This window comes from Kluyvera georgiana (assembly GCF_050990895.1).
GTDB classification, from domain to species: Bacteria; Pseudomonadota; Gammaproteobacteria; order Enterobacterales; family Enterobacteriaceae; genus Kluyvera; species Kluyvera georgiana.
In genome coordinates this window covers 4790007-4815656 of the sequence record NZ_CP158865.1, presented here as the reverse complement: position 1 = coordinate 4815656, position 25650 = coordinate 4790007, and the positions used below count along the sequence as shown (strand labels likewise).

Here is a 25650-nt window from a genome sequence, read left to right as displayed (position 1 = left end):
TCATTAACAAAGCGACGTAAGTCGATTCGTTTTAATCTCTGGTATAGTGCCAGCATGTCATGTGGAAGGATTCAGTTATCGTGATGGGTGTTAGAGCGCAACAAAAAGAAAAAACCCGGCGGTCGCTGGTCGAAGCGGCATTCAGTCAACTGAGTGCTGAACGTAGTTTTGCCAGCTTGAGCCTGCGCGAAGTCGCGCGTGAGGCGGGAATTGCGCCAACCTCCTTTTATCGCCATTTCCGTGATGTGGACGAACTGGGGCTGACCATGGTCGACGAAAGCGGCCTGATGCTGCGTCAGCTGATGCGCCAGGCACGTCAGCGTATCGCCAAAGGCGGCAGCGTGATCCGCACTTCCGTCTCAACCTTTATGGAATTTATTGGTAACAACCCGAACGCCTTCCGCCTGCTGCTGCGTGAACGTTCCGGGACGTCTGCCGCCTTCCGTGCCGCGGTGGCGCGTGAAATTCAGCACTTCATTGCGGAACTTGCTGACTATCTGGAAATCGAAAACCATATGCCTCGTGCGTTCACGGAAGCGCAGGCCGAGGCGATGGTGACAATCGTATTTAGCGCGGGAGCGGAGGCTCTGGATGTTAGCCTTGAGCAGCGCCGACAGCTGGAAGAGCGGCTGGTGCTGCAGTTACGGATGATCTCCAAAGGCGCGTACTACTGGTATCGCCGTGAACAAGAGAAGACGACACATCAGTCCGAATAAGGTGGTAAACGAGCAATGAAACAGTCAGGTCAAGAAAAGGGTACGCTGCTGCTGGCGCTGTTAGCTGGCTTATCGATTAACGGCACGTTTGCAGCCCTGTTTAGCTCCATCGTACCTTTCTCCATTTTTCCAATTATCTCGCTGGTGCTGACGGTCTACTGTCTGCATCAGCGCTACCAGAACCGCACGATGCCGGTAGGGCTGCCTGGCCTGGCGGCCGGCTGCTTTATCCTTGGCGTGTTGCTATACAGCACCGTGGTGCGTGCGGAGTACCCGGATATCGGTTCTAACTTCTTCCCGGCGGTACTGTCGGTGGCGATGGTCTTCTGGATTGGCGTGAAGTTGCGTAACCGCAAGCAGGAATCGTAATTATGGCGTAGGCCGGATAAGGCAAAGCCGCCATCCGGCAATCTGCTCAGGACTTGCCGGATGGCGCTACGCTTATCCGGCCTACCTTCAGTCTTACTTCTTCGTTAACAGCACGCCGCATTCCATATGATGGGTATACGGGAACTGGTCGAACAGCGCGAGGCGTGACACCTTGTGCGTCTGGCTCAACGTTTCCAGGTTCTGGCACAGCGTCTCCGGGTTACAGGAGATGTACAGAATGTTCGGGTATGCCTGTACCATTTTCTCCGTTTCGCTATCCAGCCCGCTGCGCGGTGGGTCGACGAAAATCGTTTCACACTGATAGCTTTTCAGATCAATGCCCTGCAAGCGGTTAAATTCCCGCACGCCGTTCATCGCCTGAGTAAACTCCTCTGCTGCCATGCGGATAATCTGCACGTTGTCGATCTGGTTGGCGGCAATGTTGTACTGCGCCGCCGCGACGGACGGCTTGGCGATTTCAGTGGCCAGCACGCGGTTGAAGTTGCGCGCCAGCGCCAGCGAGAAGTTGCCGTTGCCGCAGTACAGTTCCAACAGATCGCCCTGTGAATTGTTCGTGGCGTCCAGCGCCCACTCCAGCATCTGGATGTTCATGGCGGCGTTCGGCTGGGTAAAGCTATTCTCGACCTGGCGGTAGATCATCTCTTTGCCCGCCACCGGCAGGCGCTCATCGATATAATCTTGATCCAGCTCGATTTTAGTTTTCGTTGCGCGGCCAATCAGGTGCACATTCAGCCCCTGCGCACGGAGCGCATCGCGCAGCGCTTCGGCCTGCTTGCGCCATTCGTCGTCGAGCTTTTTATGATACAGCAGCGAGACCACCGCCTGATTGCTCAGCGTGGTGAGGTAGTCAATCTGGAAAAGCTTATGACGCAGGGCGTGGTTATCGCGCACGCCGTCGAGCATCGCGGTCATTAGCGTGTTGATCAGTTCGCTGGCGGCCGGGAAGGTATCAACGCGAATGCGGCTTTTGGTCTGCTGGTCGAACATGATGTGGTACAGATCATCGCCGTCGTGCCAGATGCGGAATTCAGCGCGCATACGGTAGTGGCTGACCGGCGAACGGAACACCTCCGGCGCGGGTGCGCTAAACGGCGCCATCATCGTTTGCAGGCGAGTCACTTTCTCTGCGAGCTGCGCGTCGTACTGTTCGGTTGGGAGGTGTTCGGGGGTCATGATGCATCCTGAATAATAAAAGTACGCGGGGATTGTAGGGCCTGCTCGGGGGATGTCCAGTGTCGATGCAGGTGAAAATCATAAATAGCAGTCTGGACATCCATATGTAACTAAATGTAGCATCCCCGTACCGGTCCTGTGAGTTAAAAGGGAACCCAGTGTAAATCTGGGGCTGACGCGCAGCGGTAAGGACGGTGAGAAACGAGCGCACAAAGTGCAGACACTGCGGCTGGCCGTGGGAAGTCATCGTTTCTTTATATAGCCTCCAAGCCCGAAGACCTGCCGGATGACGTCGCATGAGGTTTTATCGTCGCGAGCAACTGATAAAGCCTGCGGCATCCTTTTTCTGTTTCGGATGCTTTGAAAAATGATTAAAAAAGCTTCGCTGATGACGGCGTTATCCGTCACGGCTTTTTCCGGCTGGGCGCAAGGCAGCAATTCAGACACGCTGGTGGTCACCGCCAACCGCTTCCAGCAACCTGTTAATACCGTGCTGGCGCCAACCGACGTGGTGACGCGTGATGATATTCAGCGCTGGCAGTCGAAAGATCTGAATGATGTGATGCGCCGTTTGCCCGGCGTTGATATCTCGCAGACCGGCGGCATGGGTAACAGCGCTTCTCTTTATGTCCGTGGCACTGAATCGCGCCATGTGCTGGTGTTGATTGACGGCGTACCGATGGCGCGGGCCGGGATAGGCAACGCGATTGATATTAGCCAAATCCCGGTGTCTCTGGTACAGCGCATTGAATACATTCGCGGGCCGCGTTCAGCCGTGTACGGTTCCGGCGCGATAGGCGGTGTGGTCAATATCATTACCATGAGTGACGATGAGCGTGCGCAGATTAACGCCGGAGTGGGTTCGGACGGCTATCAGACCTACGATGGGGCGGTGAATAAACGCTTTGGCGACACGATGATAACGGCAGCAGGCGCCTACCAGACAACGAAGGGATTTAATATCGTCCCAGATTCTCCATACAGTGGCGACAGTGACCGCGATGGCTATCGGAATAAGCTGTTCTGGGGGGCCGTGCAGCACAAGTTTGATGATAGCTTCTCGGGTTTCTTCCGTGGTTATGGATACACGGCCAACAGTGATTACGATCAGAATACGATGTATGGCTCTCCTGAAGGTAATGACGAAGCTCAGAACTACAACCAATCCTGGGATACCGGACTGCGTTATAACTCCGGTATCTATTCTTCTCAACTGATCGCTAACTATCAGCATCTTAAAGACTATAACTACACGAATAACCTTGGTCGCTATGCTGGCCAAGCCACATTGGATGATATGGAACAGCGTTATATCCAGTGGGGGAACAACCTTGAGGTTGGGCACGGGGCGATTAGCGGTGGGGTGGACTGGAAGCAGGAAAAGCTGGTTTCCGGCAGCACGACAAAAACCGATGCCTATAAACGTGATACGACGGGCCTTTACCTGACCGGGCAGCAGCAGATTGATTCCGTTACGTTGGAAGCATCTGGCCGTGAGGATCACGATGAGCAGTTTGGTTGGCACGGAACGTGGCAAACAGCTGCAGGTTGGGAGTTTATTGATGGTTATCGCGCAACGCTTTCTTATGGCACCGGCTTCCTGGCCCCCTCTTTGGGGCAGCAGTATGGTGCAACGCGTTATGCATATGGAAGTAACCGAGGCATCATTGCCAACCCGAATCTGCAACCTGAAGAATCTAAACAGTGGGAAGCAGGAATTGACGGCATTACGGGGTCGTTGGATTGGAGGCTTTCTGCGTACCACTATGAAATTCAAAACCTGATTGATTATAAAAGCTCAAGCCAATACAGCGAGTACGTCAACGTGAAGTCGGCCACCATTAAAGGCGTAGAGTGGACGGGGAACATCACGACTGGCTCGGTAGAACATCACCTGACACTGCAGTATGTTGATCCGCGTGATGACGAAACCGACCAGGTTCTTGCTCGTCGCGCGAAACAGCAGGTGAAGTATGAAGTCACAGGGGAGGTTTACGGTCTTGGCTGGAATATCGCTTACCAATATTTGGGACAGCGCTATGACAACAGCTACGACGAGACAACTGGCTCCTCCAGTCGGGTGAAAATGGGCGGCGTGAGCCTGTGGGATATCGGATTGTCATATCCTGTCACCTCACACCTGACCGTTCGTGGTAAAATAGCTAACCTGTTCGATAAAGATTACGAGACAGCATATGGCTACCAAACTGCAGGACGGGAATACACCTTGTCTGGCAGCTACACCTTCTGAACCACGTCCCACCGTGCTGGTATTTGATTCCGGCGTCGGTGGGCTGTCGGTCTATGATGAGATCCGGCATCTTCTGCCGGACCTCCATTACATCTACGCTTTTGATAATGTCGCTTTCCCTTACGGGGAGAAGAGCGAGGAATTTATCGTGGAGCGCGTCGTGGAAATCGTCACTGCGGTACAGCGGCGCTATCCGTTAGCGCTGGCGGTTATCGCCTGTAACACGGCAAGTACGGTATCGCTGCCCGCGCTGCGCGACAAATTCGCCTTCCCGGTTGTCGGCGTCGTACCCGCGATTAAACCGGCGGCTCGCTTGTCTGCTAACCGTATCGTGGGGCTATTGGCCACGAGGGGAACGGTAAAGCGTCCTTATACTCACGAGCTTATCGCGCGCTTTGCTAATGAATGCCGCATTGAGATGCTGGGTTCTGCCGAGCTGGTGGAACTGGCGGAAGCGAAGCTGCACGGTCAGACAGTTCCTCTGGAAGAATTGCGTCGTATTTTACGTCCGTGGCTACGAATGCAGGAACCGCCGGATACCGTTGTGCTCGGTTGTACCCACTTCCCTCTATTACAAGAGGAGCTTTTACAGGTGCTGCCGGAAGGAACTCGGCTGGTGGATTCTGGTGCGGCGATTGCACGGCGTACGGCCTGGCTGCTGGAACATGAAGCGCCGGATGCAAAATCTAATGACGCGAATGTGGCTTATTGCATGGCCCTGACGGCAGAAACTGAACAACTTTTACCCGTTTTGCAGCGTTATGGCTTTGAAACGCTCGAAAAACTACCTGTTTCAGTCTGATTTGTTCAAAAAAGAGACGGTTGAAAAGTTTTTTTAAAACAGGGCTTGTCAACGTCTCAGAACTCCCTATAATGCGCCTCCACTGACACGGAACAACGGCTTGCAAGTCGCCGGGTCAGCGAGGTTCTCCTGAGAATCTCGACGGAGAAAAGCGAAATAAACGCTTGACTCTGAAGCGGGAAAGCGTAATATGCACATCCCGCGCCGCTGAGAAAAAGCGAAGCGGCACTGCTCTTTAACAATTTATCAGACAATCTGTGTGGGCACTCGAAGATACGGATTCTTAAACGTCGCAAGACGAAAAATGAATACCAAGTCTCTGAGTGAACACGTAATTCATTACGAAGTTTAATTCACGAGCATCAAACTTAAATTGAAGAGTTTGATCATGGCTCAGATTGAACGCTGGCGGCAGGCCTAACACATGCAAGTCGAACGGTAGCACAGAGAGCTTGCTCTCGGGTGACGAGTGGCGGACGGGTGAGTAATGTCTGGGAAACTGCCCGATGGAGGGGGATAACTACTGGAAACGGTAGCTAATACCGCATAACGTCGCAAGACCAAAGTGGGGGACCTTCGGGCCTCACACCATCGGATGTGCCCAGATGGGATTAGCTAGTAGGTGGGGTAACGGCTCACCTAGGCGACGATCCCTAGCTGGTCTGAGAGGATGACCAGCCACACTGGAACTGAGACACGGTCCAGACTCCTACGGGAGGCAGCAGTGGGGAATATTGCACAATGGGCGCAAGCCTGATGCAGCCATGCCGCGTGTATGAAGAAGGCCTTCGGGTTGTAAAGTACTTTCAGCGAGGAGGAAGGCGTTGTGGTTAATAACCACAGCGATTGACGTTACTCGCAGAAGAAGCACCGGCTAACTCCGTGCCAGCAGCCGCGGTAATACGGAGGGTGCAAGCGTTAATCGGAATTACTGGGCGTAAAGCGCACGCAGGCGGTTTGTTAAGTCAGATGTGAAATCCCCGGGCTCAACCTGGGAACTGCATTTGAAACTGGCAAGCTTGAGTCTCGTAGAGGGGGGTAGAATTCCAGGTGTAGCGGTGAAATGCGTAGAGATCTGGAGGAATACCGGTGGCGAAGGCGGCCCCCTGGACGAAGACTGACGCTCAGGTGCGAAAGCGTGGGGAGCAAACAGGATTAGATACCCTGGTAGTCCACGCCGTAAACGATGTCTATTTGGAGGTTGTTCCCTTGAGGAGTGGCTTCCGGAGCTAACGCGTTAAATAGACCGCCTGGGGAGTACGGCCGCAAGGTTAAAACTCAAATGAATTGACGGGGGCCCGCACAAGCGGTGGAGCATGTGGTTTAATTCGATGCAACGCGAAGAACCTTACCTACTCTTGACATCCAGAGAACTTAGCAGAGATGCTTTGGTGCCTTCGGGAACTCTGAGACAGGTGCTGCATGGCTGTCGTCAGCTCGTGTTGTGAAATGTTGGGTTAAGTCCCGCAACGAGCGCAACCCTTATCCTTTGTTGCCAGCGGTTCGGCCGGGAACTCAAAGGAGACTGCCAGTGATAAACTGGAGGAAGGTGGGGATGACGTCAAGTCATCATGGCCCTTACGAGTAGGGCTACACACGTGCTACAATGGCATATACAAAGAGAAGCGACCTCGCGAGAGCAAGCGGACCTCATAAAGTATGTCGTAGTCCGGATTGGAGTCTGCAACTCGACTCCATGAAGTCGGAATCGCTAGTAATCGTAGATCAGAATGCTACGGTGAATACGTTCCCGGGCCTTGTACACACCGCCCGTCACACCATGGGAGTGGGTTGCAAAAGAAGTAGGTAGCTTAACCTTCGGGAGGGCGCTTACCACTTTGTGATTCATGACTGGGGTGAAGTCGTAACAAGGTAACCGTAGGGGAACCTGCGGTTGGATCACCTCCTTACCTTAAAGAAACGTTCTTTGAAGTGCTCACACAGATTGTCTGATGAAAAATAGCAGTAAAGAATCTCTGCAGGCTTGTAGCTCAGGTGGTTAGAGCGCACCCCTGATAAGGGTGAGGTCGGTGGTTCAAGTCCACTCAGGCCTACCAAATTCTTCCTGATACCGCGTTGTGAAACGACTCGCATACTTCAGTATGCTTCGCCGTTCCACGCCTTGTCTCAGAAAGCATTACGGTTTTAAGAGATTCTGTCAAACGATGGGGCTATAGCTCAGCTGGGAGAGCGCCTGCTTTGCACGCAGGAGGTCTGCGGTTCGATCCCGCATAGCTCCACCATCTTTACTGCAACAACCCAAGAAAACTTCAGAGTGTACCTGAAAAGGTTCACTGCGAAGTTTTGCTCTTTAAAAATCTGGATCAAGCTGAAAATTGAAACGACACACTGTGTCTGTTCTCCGTAATAAGAACAGATAAGCGGTGTGTTCGAGTCTCTCAAATTTTCGCAACACGAAGTGAAACATCTTCGGGTTGTGAGGTTAAGCGACTAAGCGTACACGGTGGATGCCCTGGCAGTCAGAGGCGATGAAGGACGTGCTAATCTGCGATAAGCGTCGGTAAGGTGATATGAACCGTTATAACCGGCGATTTCCGAATGGGGAAACCCAGTGTGTTTCGACACACTATCGTTAACTGAATACATAGGTTAACGAAGCGAACCGGGGGAACTGAAACATCTAAGTACCCCGAGGAAAAGAAATCAACCGAGATTCCCCCAGTAGCGGCGAGCGAACGGGGAGCAGCCCAGAGTCTGAATCAGCTTGTGTGTTAGTGGAACGGTCTGGAAAGTCCGACGGTACAGGGTGATAGTCCCGTACACCAAAATGCACAGGTTGTGAACTCGATGAGTAGGGCGGGACACGTGGTATCCTGTCTGAATATGGGGGGACCATCCTCCAAGGCTAAATACTCCTGACTGACCGATAGTGAACCAGTACCGTGAGGGAAAGGCGAAAAGAACCCCGGCGAGGGGAGTGAAAAAGAACCTGAAACCGTGTACGTACAAGCAGTGGGAGCACCCTTTGGGGTGTGACTGCGTACCTTTTGTATAATGGGTCAGCGACTTATATTCTGTAGCAAGGTTAACCGTATAGGGGAGCCGAAGGGAAACCGAGTCTTAACTGGGCGTTAAGTTGCAGGGTATAGACCCGAAACCCGGTGATCTAGCCATGGGCAGGTTGAAGGTTGGGTAACACTAACTGGAGGACCGAACCGACTAATGTTGAAAAATTAGCGGATGACTTGTGGCTGGGGGTGAAAGGCCAATCAAACCGGGAGATAGCTGGTTCTCCCCGAAAGCTATTTAGGTAGCGCCTCGTGAACTCATCTTCGGGGGTAGAGCACTGTTTCGGCTAGGGGGTCATCCCGACTTACCAACCCGATGCAAACTGCGAATACCGAAGAATGTTATCACGGGAGACACACGGCGGGTGCTAACGTCCGTCGTGAAGAGGGAAACAACCCAGACCGCCAGCTAAGGTCCCAAAGTCACAGTTAAGTGGGAAACGATGTGGGAAGGCTCAGACAGCCAGGATGTTGGCTTAGAAGCAGCCATCATTTAAAGAAAGCGTAATAGCTCACTGGTCGAGTCGGCCTGCGCGGAAGATGTAACGGGGCTAAACTGTGCACCGAAGCTGCGGCAGCGACACTATGTGTTGTTGGGTAGGGGAGCGTTCTGTAAGCCTGCGAAGGTGTCTCGTGAGGGATGCTGGAGGTATCAGAAGTGCGAATGCTGACATAAGTAACGATAATGCGGGTGAAAAACCCGCACGCCGGAAGACCAAGGGTTCCTGTCCAACGTTAATCGGGGCAGGGTGAGTCGACCCCTAAGGCGAGGCCGAAAGGCGTAGTCGATGGGAAACAGGTTAATATTCCTGTACTTGGTGTTACTGCGAAGGGGGGACGGAGAAGGCTATGTTAGCCGGGCGACGGTTGTCCCGGTTTAAGCATGTAGGCGGAGCGTTTAGGTAAATCCGGACGCTTACTAACGCTGAGGTGTGATGACGAGGCACTACGGTGCTGAAGTAACAAATGCCCTGCTTCCAGGAAAAGCCTCTAAGCATCAGGTAACATCAAATCGTACCCCAAACCGACACAGGTGGTCAGGTAGAGAATACCAAGGCGCTTGAGAGAACTCGGGTGAAGGAACTAGGCAAAATGGTGCCGTAACTTCGGGAGAAGGCACGCTGATATGTAGGTGAAGTGGTTTACCCATGGAGCTGAAATCAGTCGAAGATACCAGCTGGCTGCAACTGTTTATTAAAAACACAGCACTGTGCAAACACGAAAGTGGACGTATACGGTGTGACGCCTGCCCGGTGCCGGAAGGTTAATTGATGGGGTTAGCTGTAAGGCGAAGCTCTTGATCGAAGCCCCGGTAAACGGCGGCCGTAACTATAACGGTCCTAAGGTAGCGAAATTCCTTGTCGGGTAAGTTCCGACCTGCACGAATGGCGTAATGATGGCCAGGCTGTCTCCACCCGAGACTCAGTGAAATTGAACTCGCTGTGAAGATGCAGTGTACCCGCGGCAAGACGGAAAGACCCCGTGAACCTTTACTATAGCTTGACACTGAACACTGGTCCTTGATGTGTAGGATAGGTGGGAGGCTTTGAAGCGTGGACGCCAGTCTGCGTGGAGCCAACCTTGAAATACCACCCTTTAATGGCTGGTGTTCTAACGTAGACCCGTAATCCGGGTTGCGGACAGTGTCTGGTGGGTAGTTTGACTGGGGCGGTCTCCTCCTAAAGAGTAACGGAGGAGCACGAAGGTTAGCTAATCCTGGTCGGACATCAGGAGGTTAGTGCAAAGGCATAAGCTAGCTTGACTGCGAGAGTGACGGCTCGAGCAGGTGCGAAAGCAGGTCTTAGTGATCCGGTGGTTCTGAATGGAAGGGCCATCGCTCAACGGATAAAAGGTACTCCGGGGATAACAGGCTGATACCGCCCAAGAGTTCATATCGACGGCGGTGTTTGGCACCTCGATGTCGGCTCATCACATCCTGGGGCTGAAGTAGGTCCCAAGGGTATGGCTGTTCGCCATTTAAAGTGGTACGCGAGCTGGGTTTAGAACGTCGTGAGACAGTTCGGTCCCTATCTGCCGTGGGCGCTGGAGAATTGAGGGGGGCTGCTCCTAGTACGAGAGGACCGGAGTGGACGCATCACTGGTGTTCGGGTTGTCATGCCAATGGCATTGCCCGGTAGCTAAATGCGGAAAAGATAAGTGCTGAAAGCATCTAAGCACGAAACTTGCCCCGAGATGAGTTCTCCCTGACCCTTTAAGGGTCCTGAAGGAACGTTGAAGACGACGACGTTGATAGGCTGGGTGTGTAAGCGTAGCGATACGTTGAGCTAACCAGTACTAATGAACCGTGAGGCTTAACCTTACAACGCCGAAGATGTTTTGGCGAAGAGACGATATTCAGCTTGATTACAGATTACATCGACAGGCTAATGCGTGTTGATAACAGAATTTGCCTGGCGGCTGTAGCGCGGTGGTCCCACCTGACCCCATGCCGAACTCAGAAGTGAAACGCCGTAGCGCCGATGGTAGTGTGGGGTCTCCCCATGCGAGAGTAGGGAACTGCCAGGCATCAAATTGCAGTAAACCGGGATGAATAATCCGGGTAGTGACAAAGAAATTCGGTGGAGCGGTAGTTCAGTCGGTTAGAATACCTGCCTGTCACGCAGGGGGTCGCGGGTTCGAGTCCCGTCCGTTCCGCCACTTATTCAATATTAAGCCTGCTAAATTAGCAGGCTTAATGATAAGAAAATTTAGGGGCGTAGCTCAGTTGGTAGAGCACCGGTCTCCAAAACCGGGTGTCGCGAGTTCGAGTCTCTCCGCCCCTGCCATCTATAATCCTTTGCTTCGGCGAAGGATTTTTTTTGCCCAAAATTTACCTTCCTGAAAGGCCCAGCGTTATCCTCCGGGCCAAAAAATGATCGCTTTAATCAAAAAACATTATTTTTCAATATGTCGCGAATTTGTGCTTGTTTGTCGCTATTTTGCAGCCAAATTGCGTACAAAGGCCGCAAAATAGCAGCGCCGTCAGTCACCGGATATAAGCCATCCTGCTCTTGCGCCCATGAAACAGGCAACCAGGTGCAACCTTTTAGCGGCACCAGTTGAAGGCGGGCTAAGCTGGCCGAACTGGTAGTCAGTAGAGGAATATCGTCAGCAGCAATAAGCCCCACTTCATGCTGATGGAAATCGGCCCCCCACTCCAGACGCAGATAGTTCAGATCGGCTTTGGTCGTTTCTGGCGAAGCGCAATACAGCTCAAGCTCAAAATGGCCCAGTAGTTGGCTGCTGAATTCATCCATTTTGGGGGCTTCAGTAGTGAGTAAGAGATCGAGTTGGCGCTCGTGCAGCTGCTTAACCAGCGACTGACGCTGGGCGATCCGCGCCTCAAACTGCAGAGAACTATCTGCCTGATAGAGTCGTGCCAGCCACTTGTTGAGCATGCACTCCCACAGCGAAGCGCTCGCACCGATTGAAAACTCATTGTGCCGCGAGGTGCTCGCCACTTCTTTACGTGCAGCCTGCCACGTACTCATCAGCGTTTCGGCGTAGGGGAGAAGTTTCTCTCCCGCCGCGGTTAAACGGATGTTATTACGATGGCGGGTAAACAGGTTGACGCCAAGCTGATTTTCTAACTGACGGATTCGAAAGCTCACCGCAGATTGTGTCAGATAGAGCGCTTCTGCAGCTCGCCCGAAGTGGCGAGTTCTGCTCACTTCGAGGAAAGTTTTCAGCAATTCGGTATCCACAGCTTTCTCCGCAAAATTTTTTGTCGTAATGATTTAAATCTTTTGTTTTACACTCTGTCAAGCGTATCTAATACTCCGCGCCATAAATAGCTCGGCCAAAGAATTAGGAGCGTGTAGGATGGCGGAAAGCTTTACGACGACTAATCGTTTTTTCGATAATAAAAATTATCCGCGCGGGTTCTCTCGTCATGGTGATTTCACCATCAAAGAGGCGCAGCTGCTTGAGCGTTATGGCTTTGCCTTTAACGAACTCGATCTTGGCAAACGCGAGCCTGCCACCGAAGAGGAACAGCAGTTTGTCTCGGTATGCCGCGGTGAACGTGAGCCAGCGACGGATGCTGAACGCGTATGGACCAAGTATGTCACGCGCATTAAGCGTCCGAAGCGTTTCCACACCCTGTCTGGTGGTAAACCGCAGGTAGAAGGCGCTGAAGACTACACCGATAGCGACGATTAATAAAAAAGGGGCCTTGGCCCCTTTTTTATTGTAGTAAGGTTTGTAGATGGGCGAGCATTCTGTCGATACCGCGATAGCTGAGCGCCTCCTGCAAATGATGTTTGGCAATATCCTCAACCCCCTCCATATCCGCCAGCGTACGCGACACCTTGAGCAGACGTTGCCAGGCGCGAATAGACAGCCCCAGCCGCGTTAACGTCTGTTCGAGCCATAACGCATCCGCCTTCCCCAGAGAACAATACTGCCGGATGTCGCTGCTGCCTAAATGCGCATTAAGCTTTCCCTGGCGTGCATACTGGCGTTGCTGCGCCACGATAACCCGTCGCTGTACCGTCTGACTGTTTTCTCCCGTATGCACAGACTGGCTAAGCAGACCTGGCGGCGGCAGCGGTATCTCTAGCGACAGATCAAAGCGGTCGAGAAATGGACCGGAAAGCCGATTGAGGTAACGCAACGTCTGCTCTGGCGTACAGCGGTTATGCTGTCCCTCGTAGTGCCCGGTCGGGCTCGGATTCATGGCCGCAATGAGCTGAAACCGCGCGGGATAGGTAATTTTTGCTCGCGTACGTGAAATGTGAATCTTGCCGGACTCAATTGGTTCTCGCAGTGCATCCAGAACCCGACGTTCAAATTCCGGTAGCTCATCAAGAAACAGGATGCCGTTATGGGCGAGAGAGATCTCGCCAGGCGCAGGAATTGACCCTCCGCCGACCATCGCTGTCAGGGAAGCGCTATGATGAGGCGCACGAAAAGGACGGCGGCGCCATTCGTTTTGTACGCGATAGGTATTCTCCAGACTCATAATGGCAGCGCTTTCCAGCGCTTCGCGATCGCTAAGCGGCGGAAGCAATCCGCGCATTCGTGTGGCGAGCATCGTTTTTCCTGTACCCGGCGGCCCAATGAGCAAAAGATTATGGCCACCGGATGCCGTTACCTCCAACGCACGTTTACCCTGCTGCTGACCCATCACTTCGTTTAAATCTTCACACGCCACCGCCGTCGGTAGGCTCTCCGGCGGTGGCAGGCGTAAGTTCTGTTTTCCTTCAAGAAAGGCGCAGACTTCAAGAAGATGACCGGCAATGAGGCAGTCGCTACCGCCCAGCAGGCTAACCAGCGGAGCGTCATCGTCGGACAGCACAATCTGGCGACCGGCGTGGGTTGCCTCCATTGCAGCCGATAGCGCCCCAGGAATGCCGCGTAGCGCGCCCGTGAGCGCTAATTCTCCTACAAACTCATACTGCCCCAGTTTTTGGCTATTAAGCTGCTCAGAAGCCGCCAGGAGCGCAATAGCGATAGGTAAATCATATCGCCCGCCTTCCTTGGGGAGATCGGCGGGCGCCAGATTGATGGTTATCTTCTTTGCCGGAAAGGTATAACCGCTGTTGATGATGGCGCTACGCACCCGGTCACGGGCCTCTTTGACGGTGGTTTCCGGTAACCCCACCATGACCAGACCGGGCAACCCCTGGCTGATATGCACTTCGATAGTAATGAGTGGGGCACTGATTCCCAGCGCGGCGCGTGTATAGACGACGGATAGCGACATAGTTCCTCCCTGAATAGTGACATTATGCGTCGCACTATCGTGGCATTAACCCGGTGTTTGTCGTATTTACGCGGCGTATTCCTGAGTTTTTACTGATTTTCAGTGCATTTCATTTTTTCTGGAAGCGCTCTCGAATAAAGTAACCCGCTCCGAGCATGCAGTTTTCCCCCGACCTCTTGTCTGCGCTAAAAGGTGAATTTTTTTCATTTCATAAATTCTCTATATAAAACAAATTGTTTTAATCAAATCATTAGCATGGTAACCATCCGCGTCATAAAAAAAACTTGTGCTTTTTGTGATGTCTGTGGTAACTCTGTAGGTATTCCTTCGAGCAAGATGCAAGAACAGACGAAAATGACAGCCCTTCTACGAGTGATTAGCCTGGTCGTGATTAGTGTGGTGGTGATTATTATCCCACCGTGCGGGGCTGCACTTGGACGAGGAAAGGCTTAGAAATCAAGCCTTAACGAACTAAAACCCCCGCACCGAAAGGTCCGGGGGTTTTTTTATGACCTAAAAACAATAACGGGAGGCAGATGATGACACGCAGCATAAAATTCTGTTTCTCACGATCTACGGCGGGGAACTAACTATGAATGGCGCACAGTGGGTGGTACATGCGTTGCGAGCGCAGGGTGTTGAAACGGTATTCGGTTATCCTGGTGGAGCCATTATGCCGGTTTACGACGCGCTGTATGACGGCGGCGTAGAGCATCTGCTGTGTCGACACGAGCAGGGGGCGGCGATGGCAGCCATCGGTTATGCACGTGCTACCGGTAAAACCGGCGTTTGTATCGCCACTTCCGGCCCTGGTGCAACCAACCTGATCACCGGTCTGGCCGATGCGCTGCTCGATTCTGTTCCAGTGGTTGCGATCACCGGTCAGGTTGCCGCACCGTTAATCGGTACCGATGCTTTCCAGGAAGTGGACGTCCTCGGTTTGTCGCTGGCCTGCACCAAACACAGTTTCCTGGTGCAATCTCTGGAAGAGCTGCCGCGCGTGATGGCAGAAGCGTTCCAGGTGGCAAACTCAGGCCGTCCTGGCCCGGTCCTGGTGGATATTCCTAAAGACGTACAGATCGCACAAGGCGAGCTGGATCCGTTCTTCTCTACCGTTGAAAGCGACGAGGTTTTCCCGCATGCCGAAATGGCACTGGCTCAGCAGATGCTGGCGCAGGCGCACAAACCCATGCTGTACGTAGGCGGCGGCGTAGGGATGGCGCAGGCGGTTCCGGCGCTGCGCGAATTTATGTCTGTGACGCAAATGCCAGCGACTTGCACCCTGAAAGGTCTGGGCGCGGTACCGGCAGATTACCCGTTCTACCTCGGTATGCTGGGGATGCACGGAACCAAAGCCGCTAACCTGGCGGTACAGGAATGTGATCTGCTGATCGCCGTCGGCGCACGCTTTGACGACCGTGTGACCGGTAAGCTGAATACCTTCGCGCCGCACGCGAAAGTTATCCATATGGATATCGACCCGGCGGAAATGAATAAGCTGCGCCAGACGCACGTCGCGTTGCAGGGCGACCTGAATGCGCTGCTGCCCGCGTTGCAGCAGCCGCTGTCCATCGAAGCCTGGCGCCAGTACACCGCCGTGATGCGCGCCGAGCACGCCTGGCGCTATGACCATCCTGGTGACGCTATCTATGCGCCTCTGCTGCTCAAGCAGCTCTCGGATCGTAAACCGGCGGAAAGCGTTGTCACTACCGACGTGGGCCAGCACCAGATGTGGTCCGCTCAGCACATGACCTACACCCGTCCGGAGAACTTCATCACCTCAAGCGGCTTAGGCACCATGGGCTTCGGTCTGCCCGCCGCCGTGGGTGCCCAGGTCGCGCGCCCGAACGATACGGTTATCTGTATCTCCGGTGACGGCTCTTTCATGATGAATGTGCAAGAGCTGGGCACCGTGAAGCGTAAGCAGTTACCGCTGAAGATTGTGTTACTCGACAACCAGCGGTTAGGGATGGTTCGACAATGGCAGCAGCTGTTCTTCCAGGAACGTTATAGCGAAACCACCCTGACCGATAACCCCGATTTCCTCATGTTGGCCAGCGCCTTTGGCATCCCTGGCCAGCACATCACCCGTAAAGACCAGGTTGAAGCGGCACTCGACACCATGCTGGCAAGCGAAGGCCCGTACCTGCTTCATGTCTCAATCGACGAACTTGAGAATGTCTGGCCCCTGGTGCCACCTGGCGCCAGCAACTCACAAATGCTGGAGAAATTATCATGATGCAACATCAGGTCAACGTGCAGGCTCGCTTCAACCCGGAAACCTTAGAACGCGTCTTACGCGTAGTGCGTCATCGCGGCTTTCAGATTTGCTCGATGAATATGGAGACCGCCAGCGACGCGCAGAACATAAATATCGAATTGACCGTTGCCAGCCCACGGTCGGTCGACTTACTGTTTAGCCAATTAAATAAACTGGTGGACGTGGCCTCGGTTGCCGTTCAGCAGTGTACAAGCACATCACAACAACAAATTCGCGCCTGAGCGCAATAGGAAGAGAAATGACGACGAAAAAAGCGGATTACATCTGGTTCAACGGTGAGATGGTACGTTGGGAAGAGGCAAAGGTGCACGTCATGTCCCATGCTCTGCACTACGGTACCTCCGTCTTCGAAGGCATCCGTTGCTACGACTCTCACAAAGGCCCGGTCGTTTTCCGTCACCGCGAGCACATGCAGCGCCTGCGTGACTCCGCCAAAATCTATCGTTTCCCGGTCTCTCAGAGCGTTGATGAACTGATGGAAGCCTGCCGCGCCGTTCTGCGTAAAAATAACCTGACCAGCGCCTATATTCGCCCGCTGGTATTTGTTGGTGATGTTGGTATGGGCGTAAACCCGCCGGACGGTTACAGCACCGACGTGATCATCGCGGCGTTCCCGTGGGGGGCTTATCTGGGCGCAGAAGCGCTGGATCAGGGGATCGATGCGATGGTTTCTTCCTGGAACCGCGCCGCGCCGAACACCATTCCAACCGCTGCGAAGGCGGGCGGTAACTACCTCTCCTCGCTGCTGGTCGGCAGCGAAGCGCGCCGTCACGGCTATCAGGAAGGGATCGCGCTGGACGTCAACGGTTACATCTCCGAAGGCGCGGGTGAAAACCTGTTTGAAGTGAAAGATGGCGTGCTGTTCACCCCGCCGTTTACCTCTTCTGCGCTACCGGGCATTACCCGTGACGCCATCATCAAGCTGGCAAAAGACCTCGGCCTGGAAGTCCGTGAGCAGGTGCTCTCTCGCGAATCCCTGTACCTGGCCGACGAAGTGTTCATGTCCGGTACCGCGGCAGAAATTACCCCGGTACGCAGCGTTGATGGCATTCAGGTGGGCGAAGGCCGCTGTGGCCCGATCACCAAACGTATTCAGCAAGCATTCTTTGGCCTCTTCACCGGTGAAACCGAAGATAAATGGGGCTGGTTGGATCAGGTTAATCAATAAGATAAATAATGGGGCGGCACGCACCGCCCCATTAACGAGACAGAGACTGGGAGTAACTAAAGCATGCCTAAATATCGTTCCGCCACCACCACCCACGGCCGCAATATGGCGGGCGCCCGCGCACTGTGGCGCGCCACCGGGATGACCGATGCCGACTTCGGCAAGCCGATTATCGCCGTCGTGAACTCGTTTACCCAGTTCGTGCCGGGTCACGTCCACCTGCGCGACCTCGGTAAACTGGTTGCCGAGCAGATTGAAGCCGCTGGCGGCGTGGCCAAAGAGTTCAACACCATTGCGGTGGATGACGGTATCGCTATGGGCCACGGGGGCATGCTTTATTCACTGCCGTCCCGCGAGCTGATCGCCGACTCCGTTGAGTACATGGTTAACGCCCACTGTGCCGACGCGATGGTCTGCATCTCCAACTGCGACAAAATCACCCCCGGGATGTTAATGGCCTCTCTGCGCCTGAACATTCCGGTGATCTTCGTTTCCGGTGGTCCGATGGAAGCCGGGAAAACCAAACTCTCTGACAAAATCATCAAGCTCGACCTCGTTGACGCGATGATTCAGGGTGCGGACCCGAAAGTCTCCGACTCGCAGAGCGAGCAGGTAGAGCGTTCCGCCTGCCCAACCTGCGGCTCGTGTTCCGGGATGTTCACCGCCAACTCGATGAACTGTCTGACCGAAGCGCTGGGCCTGTCACAGCCGGGTAACGGCTCGCTGTTGGCGACCCACGCCGACCGTAAAGAGCTGTTCCTCACCGCAGGCCAGCGTATTGTTGAGCTGACCAAACGTTATTACGAGCAGGATGATGCCTCGGCGTTGCCGCGCAACATTGCCAGCAAAGCAGCGTTTGAGAATGCCATGACGTTGGATATCGCCATGGGCGGTTCCACCAACACCGTTCTGCACCTGCTGGCGGCGGCGCAGGAAGCGGAAATCGACTTCACCATGAGCGATATCGACAAGCTGTCCCGCAAGGTTCCGCAGCTGTGTAAAGTGGCGCCAAGTACCCAGAAATACCATATGGAAGACGTGCACCGCGCAGGCGGCGTATTAGGCATTTTAGGCGAGCTGGACCGCGCTAGCCTGCTGAACCGCGACGTGAAAAACGTTCTTGGCCTCTCCCTGCCGCAGACGCTGGAGCAGTACGACATCACCGTGACCCAGGATGAAGCGGTCAAAAAAATGTTCCGCGCCGGTCCGGCGGGCATTCGCACCACCCAGGCGTTCTCGCAGGATTGCCGTTGGGATACGCTGGATGACGACCGTGCCGAAGGCTGTATCCGTTCGCTGGAGCACGCTTACAGCAAAGACGGCGGTCTGGCGGTACTGTACGGCAACTTCGCGGAAAATGGCTGTATCGTAAAAACCGCAGGCGTTGACGACAGCATCCTCAAATTCACCGGCCCGGCGAAAGTCTACGAAAGCCAGGATGAGGCGGTTGAGGCTATCCTCGGCGGTAAAGTGGTCGAAGGCGACGTGGTGGTGATTCGCTACGAAGGGCCGAAAGGCGGGCCGGGCATGCAGGAAATGCTCTACCCAACCACCTTCCTGAAATCAATGGGTCTCGGCAAAGCCTGTGCGCTGATCACCGATGGTCGTTTCTCCGGCGGTACCTCCGGCCTGTCTATCGGCCACGTTTCTCCGGAAGCGGCCAGCGGCGGCAATATCGCGATCATCGAAGATGGCGACATGATTGCTATCGACATCCCGAACCGTGGCATTCAGCTGCAGCTGAGCGATGCAGAAATTGCTGCGCGTCGTGAAGCGCAGGAAGCCCGCGGCGAACAGGCGTGGACGCCGAAGAACCGTGAACGTCAGGTCTCCTTTGCCCTTCGCGCTTACGCCAGCCTGGCAACCAGCGCCGACAAAGGCGCCGTACGCGATAAATCGAAACTGGGTGGCTAATCATGGCAGATTCACAACCCTTATCCGGCTCCCCTGAGGGGGCCGAGTATCTGAGAGCGGTGCTTCGCGCACCGGTCTACGAAGCGGTACAGGTAACGCCGCTGCAGAAAATGGAAAAGATCTCTTCGCGCCTCGATAACGTGATTCTGGTGAAGCGTGAGGACCGTCAGCCGGTGCACAGCTTCAAGCTGCGCGGCGCATACGCGATGATGGCGGGCTTAACGCCTGAGCAGAAAGCGCAGGGTGTGATCACCGCTTCTGCGGGCAACCATGCCCAGGGCGTGGCATTCTCCTCTGCTCGCCTTGGCCTGAAGTCGCTGATTGTGATGCCTGTGGCGACCGCCGACATCAAAGTCGATGCCGTTCGCGGTTTCGGCGGTGAAGTGCTGCTGCACGGCGCCAACTTTGATGAAGCCAAAGCTAAAGCGATTGAGCTGTCCCAGCAGCAGGGCTTTACCTGGGTGCCGCCGTTTGATCACCCGATGGTGATTGCCGGGCAGGGCACGCTGGCGCTGGAATTGTTGCAGCAAGACGCGCACCTCGACCGCGTGTTTGTGCCGGTGGGCGGTGGCGGATTAGCGGCGGGCGTGGCGGTGCTGATTAAACAGCTGATGCCGCAGATCAAAGTGATTGCTGTGGAAGCCGAAGATTCTGCCTGCCTGAAAGCGGCGCTGGATGCCGGTCATCCTGTGGATTTGCCGCGTGTGGGTCTCTTTGCTGAAGGCGTGGCGGTAAAACGTATCGGTGACGAAACCTTCCGCCTGTGCCAGGAATATCTCGACGACATTATTACCGTCGATAGCGATGCTATCTGCGCGGCAATGAAAGACCTGTTTGAGGATGTACGCGCGGTGGCGGAACCTTCCGGGGCGCTGGCGCTGGCAGGGATGAAAAAATACATTGCCCAGCACAATATTCGCGGCGAGCGTCTGGCGCATATTCTTTCTGGCGCCAACGTCAATTTCCACGGTCTGCGCTACGTTTCCGAACGCTGCGAGCTAGGGGAACAGCGTGAAGCGCTGCTGGCGGTGACGATTCCGGAAGAGAAAGGCAGCTTCCTGAAGTTCTGCCAGCTGCTGGGTGGACGCTCGGTGACCGAGTTCAACTACCGCTTCGCCGACGCGAAAAACGCCTGCATTTTTGTTGGCGTGCGTCTGAGCCGAGGCCTCGAAGAGCGTAAGGAGATCCTTAATCTGCTCAATGATGGTGGCTACAGCGTTGTTGACCTCTCCGACGACGAAATGGCTAAGCTGCACGTGCGCTATATGGTCGGCGGCCGTCCGTCGAAGCCGTTGCAAGAGCGTCTCTACAGCTTTGAATTCCCGGAATCGCCGGGCGCGCTGTTGAAGTTCCTCTACACTCTGGGTACGCACTGGAATATTTCGCTATTCCATTACCGTAGCCACGGCACCGACTACGGCCGTGTACTGGCGGCGTTTGAGCTGGGCGAGAATGAACCGGACTTTGAAACCCGGCTCAATGAACTGGGCTATGAGTGCCACGACGAGACCAATAACCCGGCGTTCCGCTTCTTCCTGGCGGGCTAAGCACCGTTTCACGGGGGATAACCATCGCGGTTATCCCTTATTATTTCATTTTCCTGTCTATGCACCTCTCTATTATTCCTGTTAGCGTGTTCTTACTATAAAAATGTGATGCAATTCATAATAAAACGCTCACCGCGTTGCGCCAGGTTCTGGTCATCTTTTGGGGGCAATTCTTCTCGCTCGACCGTAACTCCTGAATTAACATTGTCGGTAGTTAATTTTTAGCGGTTAGAGAGGATATTCGGATGAGAGCGGATATAGTTGATACCCCGAATGAAAATGCGCAAGGAAGTAAATATTTCACGCCTCAGCTTACGTTCCTGGACAAGCATTATAATAATTCCACGGACTTTTTTTCTTCGATATTTTTACTGCTGAAAGAAAAAGGCTACGTTCGGGAGTCTTTTCTCGATGCCATTCTTGCAAGAGAAAAAGCTTATCCAACCGGGTTACCCACGCTGCCGGTGGCTATCGCGCTGCCACATACCGATCCCCAGCACGTCATCCGCCCCTTTATCTCTGTTACGCGACTGTCACAACCTCTCGCCTGGCAGGAAATGGGGAATGACGACAACACGCTCTACGTTCAATTTATTGTTCTCCTTGGTTTTATCGACCACAGCAGCCACCTGACAGCGCTGCAAAACCTGATGGACTGCCTTGCTGATGAGCAGGTCGTCCAGACCCTACGCGAGATAGAAGATGTAGATACCTTTCTCTGTACCCTCACATCAAGACTGCAATTGGATAAGGATTTATAAAATGAAAAAAGTCATTGTTGCCTGTGGAAGCGGCGTTGCGACCTCACAAACAGTTGCCAGTAAAGTGACTCGCTTATTGAATGAACGTAATCAATCACATATTAAAGTTGAAGTAATCGACCTTAAATCTCTCGATAACCATATTAAGGATAGTGCTGCATATATCGCAATTACTAAAGTTGATAAGCAATATCCTATCCCCGTAATTAACGGTATCGCATTTCTGACCGGTATGGGTATGGAACAGGAATTACAAAAGGTCATTGATGCCTGTAAATAAGGCGTAGCTCTTTAATCCGTATAATTATTTTAGTGGAGAAGTGCTATGGACTTTCTTGGTGTAGTCATAAATTATATTCTGAATTTAGGCGCGCCGGTTTTTGTGCCTTTTATTATGTTATTAGCCGGGCTGGTGGTGCGGATGAAATTCCGCGATGCGGCTTCGGCGGCCATTACGCTGGGCGTCGCCTTCGTTGGGATGAGCATGCTGATTGGCTTTATGGTTGATGCTATCGGTGTCGCCGCGCAGACCATGATGAACCGTACCGGCCTTGAGTTAAGTATCGTCGACGGCGGTTGGACGACGATGGCGAATATCTCCTGGGCCTGGCCTTATGCATTCGCCATGTTCCCGCTTCAGGTTGGCGTAAACATTGTGATGTTGATGCTAAACAAGACCAATACCTTCAACGCCGACCTCTGGAACGTGTGGGGGAAAATCTTTACCGCGTTTATCGTGGTGAGCGTCACCACCCCATTGTTTGGCCCAGTCTGGAGTCTGGTACTGGCGTTCCTGGTTGCCGCCTTCCAGATCATCATGGAACTGAATGCGGGGGATATTCACCAGCATCGTATTGAGAAACTCACGGGGATCCCGGGGGTGACCTGTACGCACCGTATGGTCTTCTTCGGTGCCATTTATTACCCATTCGATCTGTTGCTGCGTAAAATTCCGGTCTGCAATAAGCCAATGGACGCCAGTGCACTGCGCGCTAAAGTCGGGGTCTTTGCCGAAAACCACATCATTGGTTTTATTCTGGGGATCCTGTTTGGGGTCATTGCGGGCTACAGCGTTGCGAAAACGCTGATGCTGGGCGTGCAGGCCTCAACGGCGCTGGTGCTGTTCCCGATGATTTCTAAGCTCTTTATGCAGGCGCTGTCGCCCATCTCTGAGGCCATTAGCGACTATATGAACAAGAAATTCTCCGGGCGTAAGCTGTTTGTCGGTATTGACTGGCCGTTTATGGGCGGTGCGAGTGAGATCTGGTTTGCCATTATTGTCGCCATCCCGTTCACCCTGCTGTGGGCACTGATTCTGCCGGGAAATAAGATCCTGCCGTTTGCCGGCATCATCAATATTGCGTTGATTGTTCCGGCCTATCTGGTGACGCGCGGTAATACGCTGCGCATGGTTATCCTGAGCATTATTGGCGTGCCGTTCTTCCTGTTCGTGGGCACGCAGTTCGCGCCAATGATTACCGACCTCGGGTTGGCCACGAAAGCGATCACCATTCCGGCAGGGCAGTTGATTTCGAACAGCTCTATTGATGCCCCGGTCTTTACCTACGCCTTCTCCTTCCTGTTCAAATTCCTGGAAGGCAACTTTATCCCGCTGGTGTTTGCGCTGTGGTGGGGCTGCGGCTACTTCTTCTACTCCCGCGAGCTGCGTCGTGAAAGCAATCTGGCGCAGCAGGAAGCCGAGCAGCAGGAGAAAGCTCAGCAGGCGTAATTCTAGGTTTCATGTGCATGTCTGGCGGCAGGCGTCGCCGCCAGACTTTTGATTGCAGGAGAGTCGACATGGCTATGGATAAACGCGTGGTTGCAGTGCTGGATGCCATTGTGAACGATCCGGGCATCACGGGGACGAAGCTTGAGGAGCAGTTTTGCCTGACGCGCAAACAGCTGAGCTATACGCTGAAAAAGGTGAATGATTATCTGGAATCGAACCACTTCGACCGGATCAACCGCCTGAAAACCGGGAAGCTGCATATTCCGCGCCATGTGATTGAGCATTTTCGCCAGAATCAGACCGCTGAAACCGAGCATCGCTATCTCTACTCGGAAGATGAACGCGGGCAGATGATTATTTTTATGCTGTTAACCCGCAGCGAGCGGCTTTCATTGCTGCATCTCTCCTCTTCGCTGGGCGTCAGTCAGAATACGATTATCAACGACCTGAAAAAGGTGCGAACCGAAGTTATCGAGCACGGGCTGGAGATAAGCTATGACAGGGGCAATGGCTACCATATTCTGGGTGAGGAACTGGAAAAGCGCTACCTGTTGCTAAACTGCCTGCGCCGGGTGCTGGAAATCCCGGTCGCCAAAAACATTATTGCCCAATACAACAATGTGATGAGCGACTATCTGGAAAAGGTGGGTAATGTTTTCAGCGAAATTGAAAAACGCTTTAAAATTCAGTTTACCGACCGCCAGCTTCAGGAGCTTATTTATTTTATCTGCTTTGTCCTGCACCGTATTGACTCAGGAAAAAGTCTGGTCAATATCCCGAGCAGCTACGCCGATATTATTGGCAGCAGAGAATTTACGTTAATGCAGAGCGTTATCAGTAAAATCAATATCAGTAGTGAAAATGAACTGGTTTTCCTGACGGCACTGATCCAAAGTTCAAATATTCAAAGTATTGCCGATAAATATTTCCACCTTGATACGCTTCTGCTCGAAAGCGTGGTCGCGGTAGTCGATAATTTTGAAAAAATAAGCTGCGTCACCATCAAAGAAAAAAATGAGTTGATTGAGAAAATCTATCAGCACTGGAAACCGGCCTATTATCGTATTCGCTACCATCTGACCAACACCAGCAGCGTGTACGATCTGGTGGTGAAAGAATTCAGCCACCTGCACGAGATGGTTCGCCGGGCGGCGGTGCCGTTCGAAACGGTGTTGCACTGTGAAATTCCCGATGAAGAGATGGCATTTTTGACGGTGCTTTTTGGCGGCTGGCTGACCCGCGAAGGGGTTATCCATCAGATTAAACTGCAGAAAACCGCGGTGGTTGTGTGTGAGAATAGCGCCACGATTTCGACTTATCTGTTTCTGACGCTGCAGGTGCTATTCCCGGAATTGCACTTTACCGAGGTAATGTCGCGCCGCGAGTTTGAGCGCTATACCGGGCACTACGATGTAGTCTTCTCAACCACACACCTGAACACCAGCAAGATGGTGTTTGTGGTGAATCCATCTATCAGCAGCATCCATAAGAGCGCATTCCGCAATCATGTTATCAGCGCGCTGCAGGGTGTGGACCCGAACATCATTCAGATAGAGCAACTGCTGCTTATCTTCGAACGCTTCGGCAACATTATCGATCACAAAGGGTTGCAGCGCGCGCTGGCCAGCTATATCTACGATGAGAAAAGCGCCGCGAGCGCGGCGGGCAACATTGAACCGCCGACGCCGTCGCTGACGGACTTACTGCAGCGCGAACACGTTCAGTTTGTCACTTCTCGACCCGGCGACTGGCAGCAGGCCATTACTCAGGCTGCTGCGTCACTGTTGGAAAGCGGCGTGATTGAACCCCGCTATCTGCAAATTATGCTGAATAAAATCGCCGATGAGCAGCCCTATATCATGCTGGCCGATGGCGTGATTATCGCCCACGCGGGCGTCGATGATGGCGCATTGGATACGGGGATGGCGTTATTACGTCTGCCTTCCAGGATTGATTTCGCGGGTTATATGCAGGCCGATATTATTATCGTCCTGGCGACTAATAATCCACAGAAACATCTCAAGGCACTCGCGCAATTAAATGAATTTCTCGAGTTTTATGATGGCGGTAATGTTATTCGCCGTGCACAGGATGAATATGTATTGATAAAAGAATTAGGCCGTCACCTGTAATAAGTCATTAAACACCGTTGTAGCCAAAAACTGCAACGCTATTTCCCGGC

The 25650-nt window shown here is 53.4% G+C and carries 18 protein-coding genes, 4 tRNA genes, 3 rRNA genes and 1 riboswitch; of the genes, 22 read left to right on the top strand and 3 right to left on the bottom strand.

What is annotated here, in order from left to right; genetic code table 11:
* The first annotated feature begins 80 nt into the window (after positions 1-80).
* Positions 81-716 (top strand): HTH-type transcriptional repressor FabR, encoded by a 636-nt coding sequence (fabR, locus tag ABTW00_RS22780; protein WP_064540299.1) that lies wholly within the window; start codon positions 81-83, stop codon positions 714-716.
* A 15-nt stretch (positions 717-731) separates the two neighbouring features.
* The gene (locus ABTW00_RS22775; RefSeq protein WP_064540296.1) at positions 732-1085 is read left to right on the top strand and encodes a YijD family membrane protein; all 354 of its coding nucleotides are present in this window, start codon (positions 732-734) and stop codon (positions 1083-1085) included.
* Between the two features lie 93 nt (positions 1086-1178).
* Here ABTW00_RS22775 and trmA read toward each other — a convergent pair whose 3' ends face one another.
* A complete protein-coding gene (gene trmA / locus ABTW00_RS22770) occupies positions 1179-2279 on the bottom strand; it encodes a tRNA (uridine(54)-C5)-methyltransferase TrmA (protein WP_433637786.1) in 1101 nt (366 codons plus the stop codon).
* A gap of 114 nt (positions 2280-2393) precedes the next feature.
* A riboswitch (cobalamin riboswitch) is annotated at positions 2394-2580 on the top strand.
* 66 nt (positions 2581-2646) lie between these two features.
* On the opposite strand from trmA, the gene btuB reads away from it, so the two are divergent.
* The 9 genes from btuB (at position 2647) to ABTW00_RS22725 (ending at position 11147) form a co-directional block, all read left to right on the top strand.
* Complete coding sequence (gene btuB / locus ABTW00_RS22765; RefSeq protein ID WP_065357265.1) at positions 2647-4530, top strand: TonB-dependent vitamin B12 receptor BtuB; 1884 nt, start codon at positions 2647-2649, stop codon at positions 4528-4530.
* On the top strand, positions 4475-5332 hold the full coding sequence (murI, locus tag ABTW00_RS22760; protein ID WP_065357264.1) for a glutamate racemase: 858 nt from the start codon (positions 4475-4477) through the stop codon (positions 5330-5332). The genes btuB and murI overlap by 56 nt, the downstream gene beginning before the upstream one ends.
* A 370-nt stretch (positions 5333-5702) precedes the next feature.
* Positions 5703-7242 (top strand): 16S ribosomal RNA (locus tag ABTW00_RS22755).
* Positions 7243-7312: 70 nt separating this feature from the next.
* A tRNA-Ile gene (locus tag ABTW00_RS22750) sits at positions 7313-7389 on the top strand.
* Between the two features lie 110 nt (positions 7390-7499).
* Positions 7500-7575: transfer RNA gene (locus tag ABTW00_RS22745), tRNA-Ala, on the top strand.
* Positions 7576-7773: 198 nt separating this feature from the next.
* Positions 7774-10681: ribosomal RNA gene (locus ABTW00_RS22740) — 23S ribosomal RNA — on the top strand.
* A gap of 90 nt (positions 10682-10771) precedes the next feature.
* A 5S ribosomal RNA gene (gene rrf, locus ABTW00_RS22735) occupies positions 10772-10887 on the top strand.
* The 16S, 23S and 5S rRNA genes sit together here with 4 tRNA genes alongside, the layout of an rRNA operon.
* Positions 10888-10942: 55 nt before the next feature.
* Positions 10943-11019: transfer RNA gene (locus tag ABTW00_RS22730), tRNA-Asp, on the top strand.
* A gap of 52 nt (positions 11020-11071) precedes the next feature.
* Positions 11072-11147 (top strand) — tRNA-Trp (locus ABTW00_RS22725).
* Between the two features lie 99 nt (positions 11148-11246).
* On the opposite strand, the gene hdfR is transcribed toward ABTW00_RS22725, so the two are convergent.
* The gene (gene hdfR, locus ABTW00_RS22720; protein WP_416374503.1) at positions 11247-12095 is read right to left on the bottom strand and encodes an HTH-type transcriptional regulator HdfR; all 849 of its coding nucleotides are present in this window, start codon (positions 12093-12095) and stop codon (positions 11247-11249) included.
* Between the two features lie 88 nt (positions 12096-12183).
* Between hdfR and ABTW00_RS22715 the strand changes: the two genes are divergently transcribed.
* Positions 12184-12522 carry a DUF413 domain-containing protein gene (locus ABTW00_RS22715; protein ID WP_064549235.1) on the top strand — a complete coding sequence of 113 codons (339 nt, stop codon included), beginning with the start codon at positions 12184-12186 and terminating at the stop codon, positions 12520-12522.
* A 25-nt stretch (positions 12523-12547) separates the two neighbouring features.
* On the opposite strand, the gene ABTW00_RS22710 is transcribed toward ABTW00_RS22715, so the two are convergent.
* Complete coding sequence (locus ABTW00_RS22710) at positions 12548-14068, bottom strand: YifB family Mg chelatase-like AAA ATPase (protein WP_433637782.1); 1521 nt, start codon at positions 14066-14068, stop codon at positions 12548-12550.
* A gap of 354 nt (positions 14069-14422) precedes the next feature.
* On the opposite strand from ABTW00_RS22710, the gene ilvL reads away from it, so the two are divergent.
* The 10 genes from ilvL to ABTW00_RS22660 all read left to right on the top strand — a co-directional run bounded on the left by ilvL (position 14423) and on the right by ABTW00_RS22660 (position 25600).
* On the top strand, positions 14423-14521 hold the full coding sequence (ilvL, locus tag ABTW00_RS22705; protein WP_001311244.1) for an ilv operon leader peptide: 99 nt from the start codon (positions 14423-14425) through the stop codon (positions 14519-14521).
* 139 nt (positions 14522-14660) lie between these two features.
* Positions 14661-16307, top strand: coding sequence for an acetolactate synthase 2 catalytic subunit (gene ilvG, locus ABTW00_RS22700; RefSeq protein WP_433637779.1), 1647 nt, complete (start codon positions 14661-14663; stop codon positions 16305-16307).
* Entirely contained in the window at positions 16304-16570 is a 267-nt protein-coding gene (gene ilvM, locus ABTW00_RS22695) for an acetolactate synthase 2 small subunit (protein ID WP_040118523.1), read from the top strand. The genes ilvG and ilvM overlap by 4 nt, the downstream gene beginning before the upstream one ends.
* 17 nt (positions 16571-16587) lie before the next feature.
* A complete protein-coding gene (locus tag ABTW00_RS22690; protein ID WP_064546358.1) occupies positions 16588-17517 on the top strand; it encodes a branched-chain amino acid transaminase in 930 nt (309 codons plus the stop codon).
* Positions 17518-17580: 63 nt separating this feature from the next.
* On the top strand, positions 17581-19431 hold the full coding sequence (gene ilvD / locus ABTW00_RS22685) for a dihydroxy-acid dehydratase (RefSeq protein ID WP_433637775.1): 1851 nt from the start codon (positions 17581-17583) through the stop codon (positions 19429-19431).
* Positions 19432-19433: 2 nt separating this feature from the next.
* Entirely contained in the window at positions 19434-20978 is a 1545-nt protein-coding gene (gene ilvA, locus ABTW00_RS22680) for a threonine ammonia-lyase, biosynthetic (RefSeq protein WP_064546361.1), read from the top strand.
* 245 nt (positions 20979-21223) lie between these two features.
* Entirely contained in the window at positions 21224-21739 is a 516-nt protein-coding gene (locus tag ABTW00_RS22675; protein WP_064546363.1) for a PTS sugar transporter subunit IIA, read from the top strand.
* A 1-nt stretch (position 21740) separates the two neighbouring features.
* On the top strand, positions 21741-22019 hold the full coding sequence (locus tag ABTW00_RS22670) for a PTS sugar transporter subunit IIB (RefSeq protein WP_064546365.1): 279 nt from the start codon (positions 21741-21743) through the stop codon (positions 22017-22019).
* Between the two features lie 45 nt (positions 22020-22064).
* A complete protein-coding gene (locus ABTW00_RS22665) occupies positions 22065-23468 on the top strand; it encodes a PTS galactitol transporter subunit IIC (RefSeq protein ID WP_064546367.1) in 1404 nt (467 codons plus the stop codon).
* A 68-nt stretch (positions 23469-23536) separates the two neighbouring features.
* Positions 23537-25600: a BglG family transcription antiterminator gene (locus tag ABTW00_RS22660; protein WP_433637770.1), complete on the top strand. Its 2064-nt coding sequence runs from the start codon at positions 23537-23539 to the stop codon at positions 25598-25600.
* Positions 25601-25650: the final 50 nt, after the last annotated feature.

Bases quoted from the DNA above. Each gene is read 5' to 3' on its own strand.
- trmA (WP_433637786.1), bottom strand. From the start codon at position 2,279: ATGACCCCCGAACACCTCCCAACCGAACAGTACGACGCGCAGCTCGCA.
- ABTW00_RS22690 (WP_064546358.1), top strand. From the start codon at position 16,588: ATGACGACGAAAAAAGCGGATTACATCTGGTTCAACGGTGAGATGGTA.
- ilvM (WP_040118523.1), top strand. From the start codon at position 16,304: ATGATGCAACATCAGGTCAACGTGCAGGCTCGCTTCAACCCGGAAACC.
- ilvD (WP_433637775.1), top strand. From the start codon at position 17,581: ATGCCTAAATATCGTTCCGCCACCACCACCCACGGCCGCAATATGGCG.
- ABTW00_RS22660 (WP_433637770.1), top strand. From the start codon at position 23,537: ATGGCTATGGATAAACGCGTGGTTGCAGTGCTGGATGCCATTGTGAAC.
- ABTW00_RS22710 (WP_433637782.1), bottom strand. From the start codon at position 14,068: ATGTCGCTATCCGTCGTCTATACACGCGCCGCGCTGGGAATCAGTGCC.
- ilvL (WP_001311244.1), top strand. From the start codon at position 14,423: ATGACAGCCCTTCTACGAGTGATTAGCCTGGTCGTGATTAGTGTGGTG.
- ilvA (WP_064546361.1), top strand. From the start codon at position 19,434: ATGGCAGATTCACAACCCTTATCCGGCTCCCCTGAGGGGGCCGAGTAT.
- btuB (WP_065357265.1), top strand. From the start codon at position 2,647: ATGATTAAAAAAGCTTCGCTGATGACGGCGTTATCCGTCACGGCTTTT.
- ABTW00_RS22665 (WP_064546367.1), top strand. From the start codon at position 22,065: ATGGACTTTCTTGGTGTAGTCATAAATTATATTCTGAATTTAGGCGCG.
- ABTW00_RS22675 (WP_064546363.1), top strand. From the start codon at position 21,224: ATGAGAGCGGATATAGTTGATACCCCGAATGAAAATGCGCAAGGAAGT.
- ABTW00_RS22670 (WP_064546365.1), top strand. From the start codon at position 21,741: ATGAAAAAAGTCATTGTTGCCTGTGGAAGCGGCGTTGCGACCTCACAA.
- ABTW00_RS22715 (WP_064549235.1), top strand. From the start codon at position 12,184: ATGGCGGAAAGCTTTACGACGACTAATCGTTTTTTCGATAATAAAAAT.
- ilvG (WP_433637779.1), top strand. From the start codon at position 14,661: ATGAATGGCGCACAGTGGGTGGTACATGCGTTGCGAGCGCAGGGTGTT.
- murI (WP_065357264.1), top strand. From the start codon at position 4,475: ATGGCTACCAAACTGCAGGACGGGAATACACCTTGTCTGGCAGCTACA.
- ABTW00_RS22775 (WP_064540296.1), top strand. From the start codon at position 732: ATGAAACAGTCAGGTCAAGAAAAGGGTACGCTGCTGCTGGCGCTGTTA.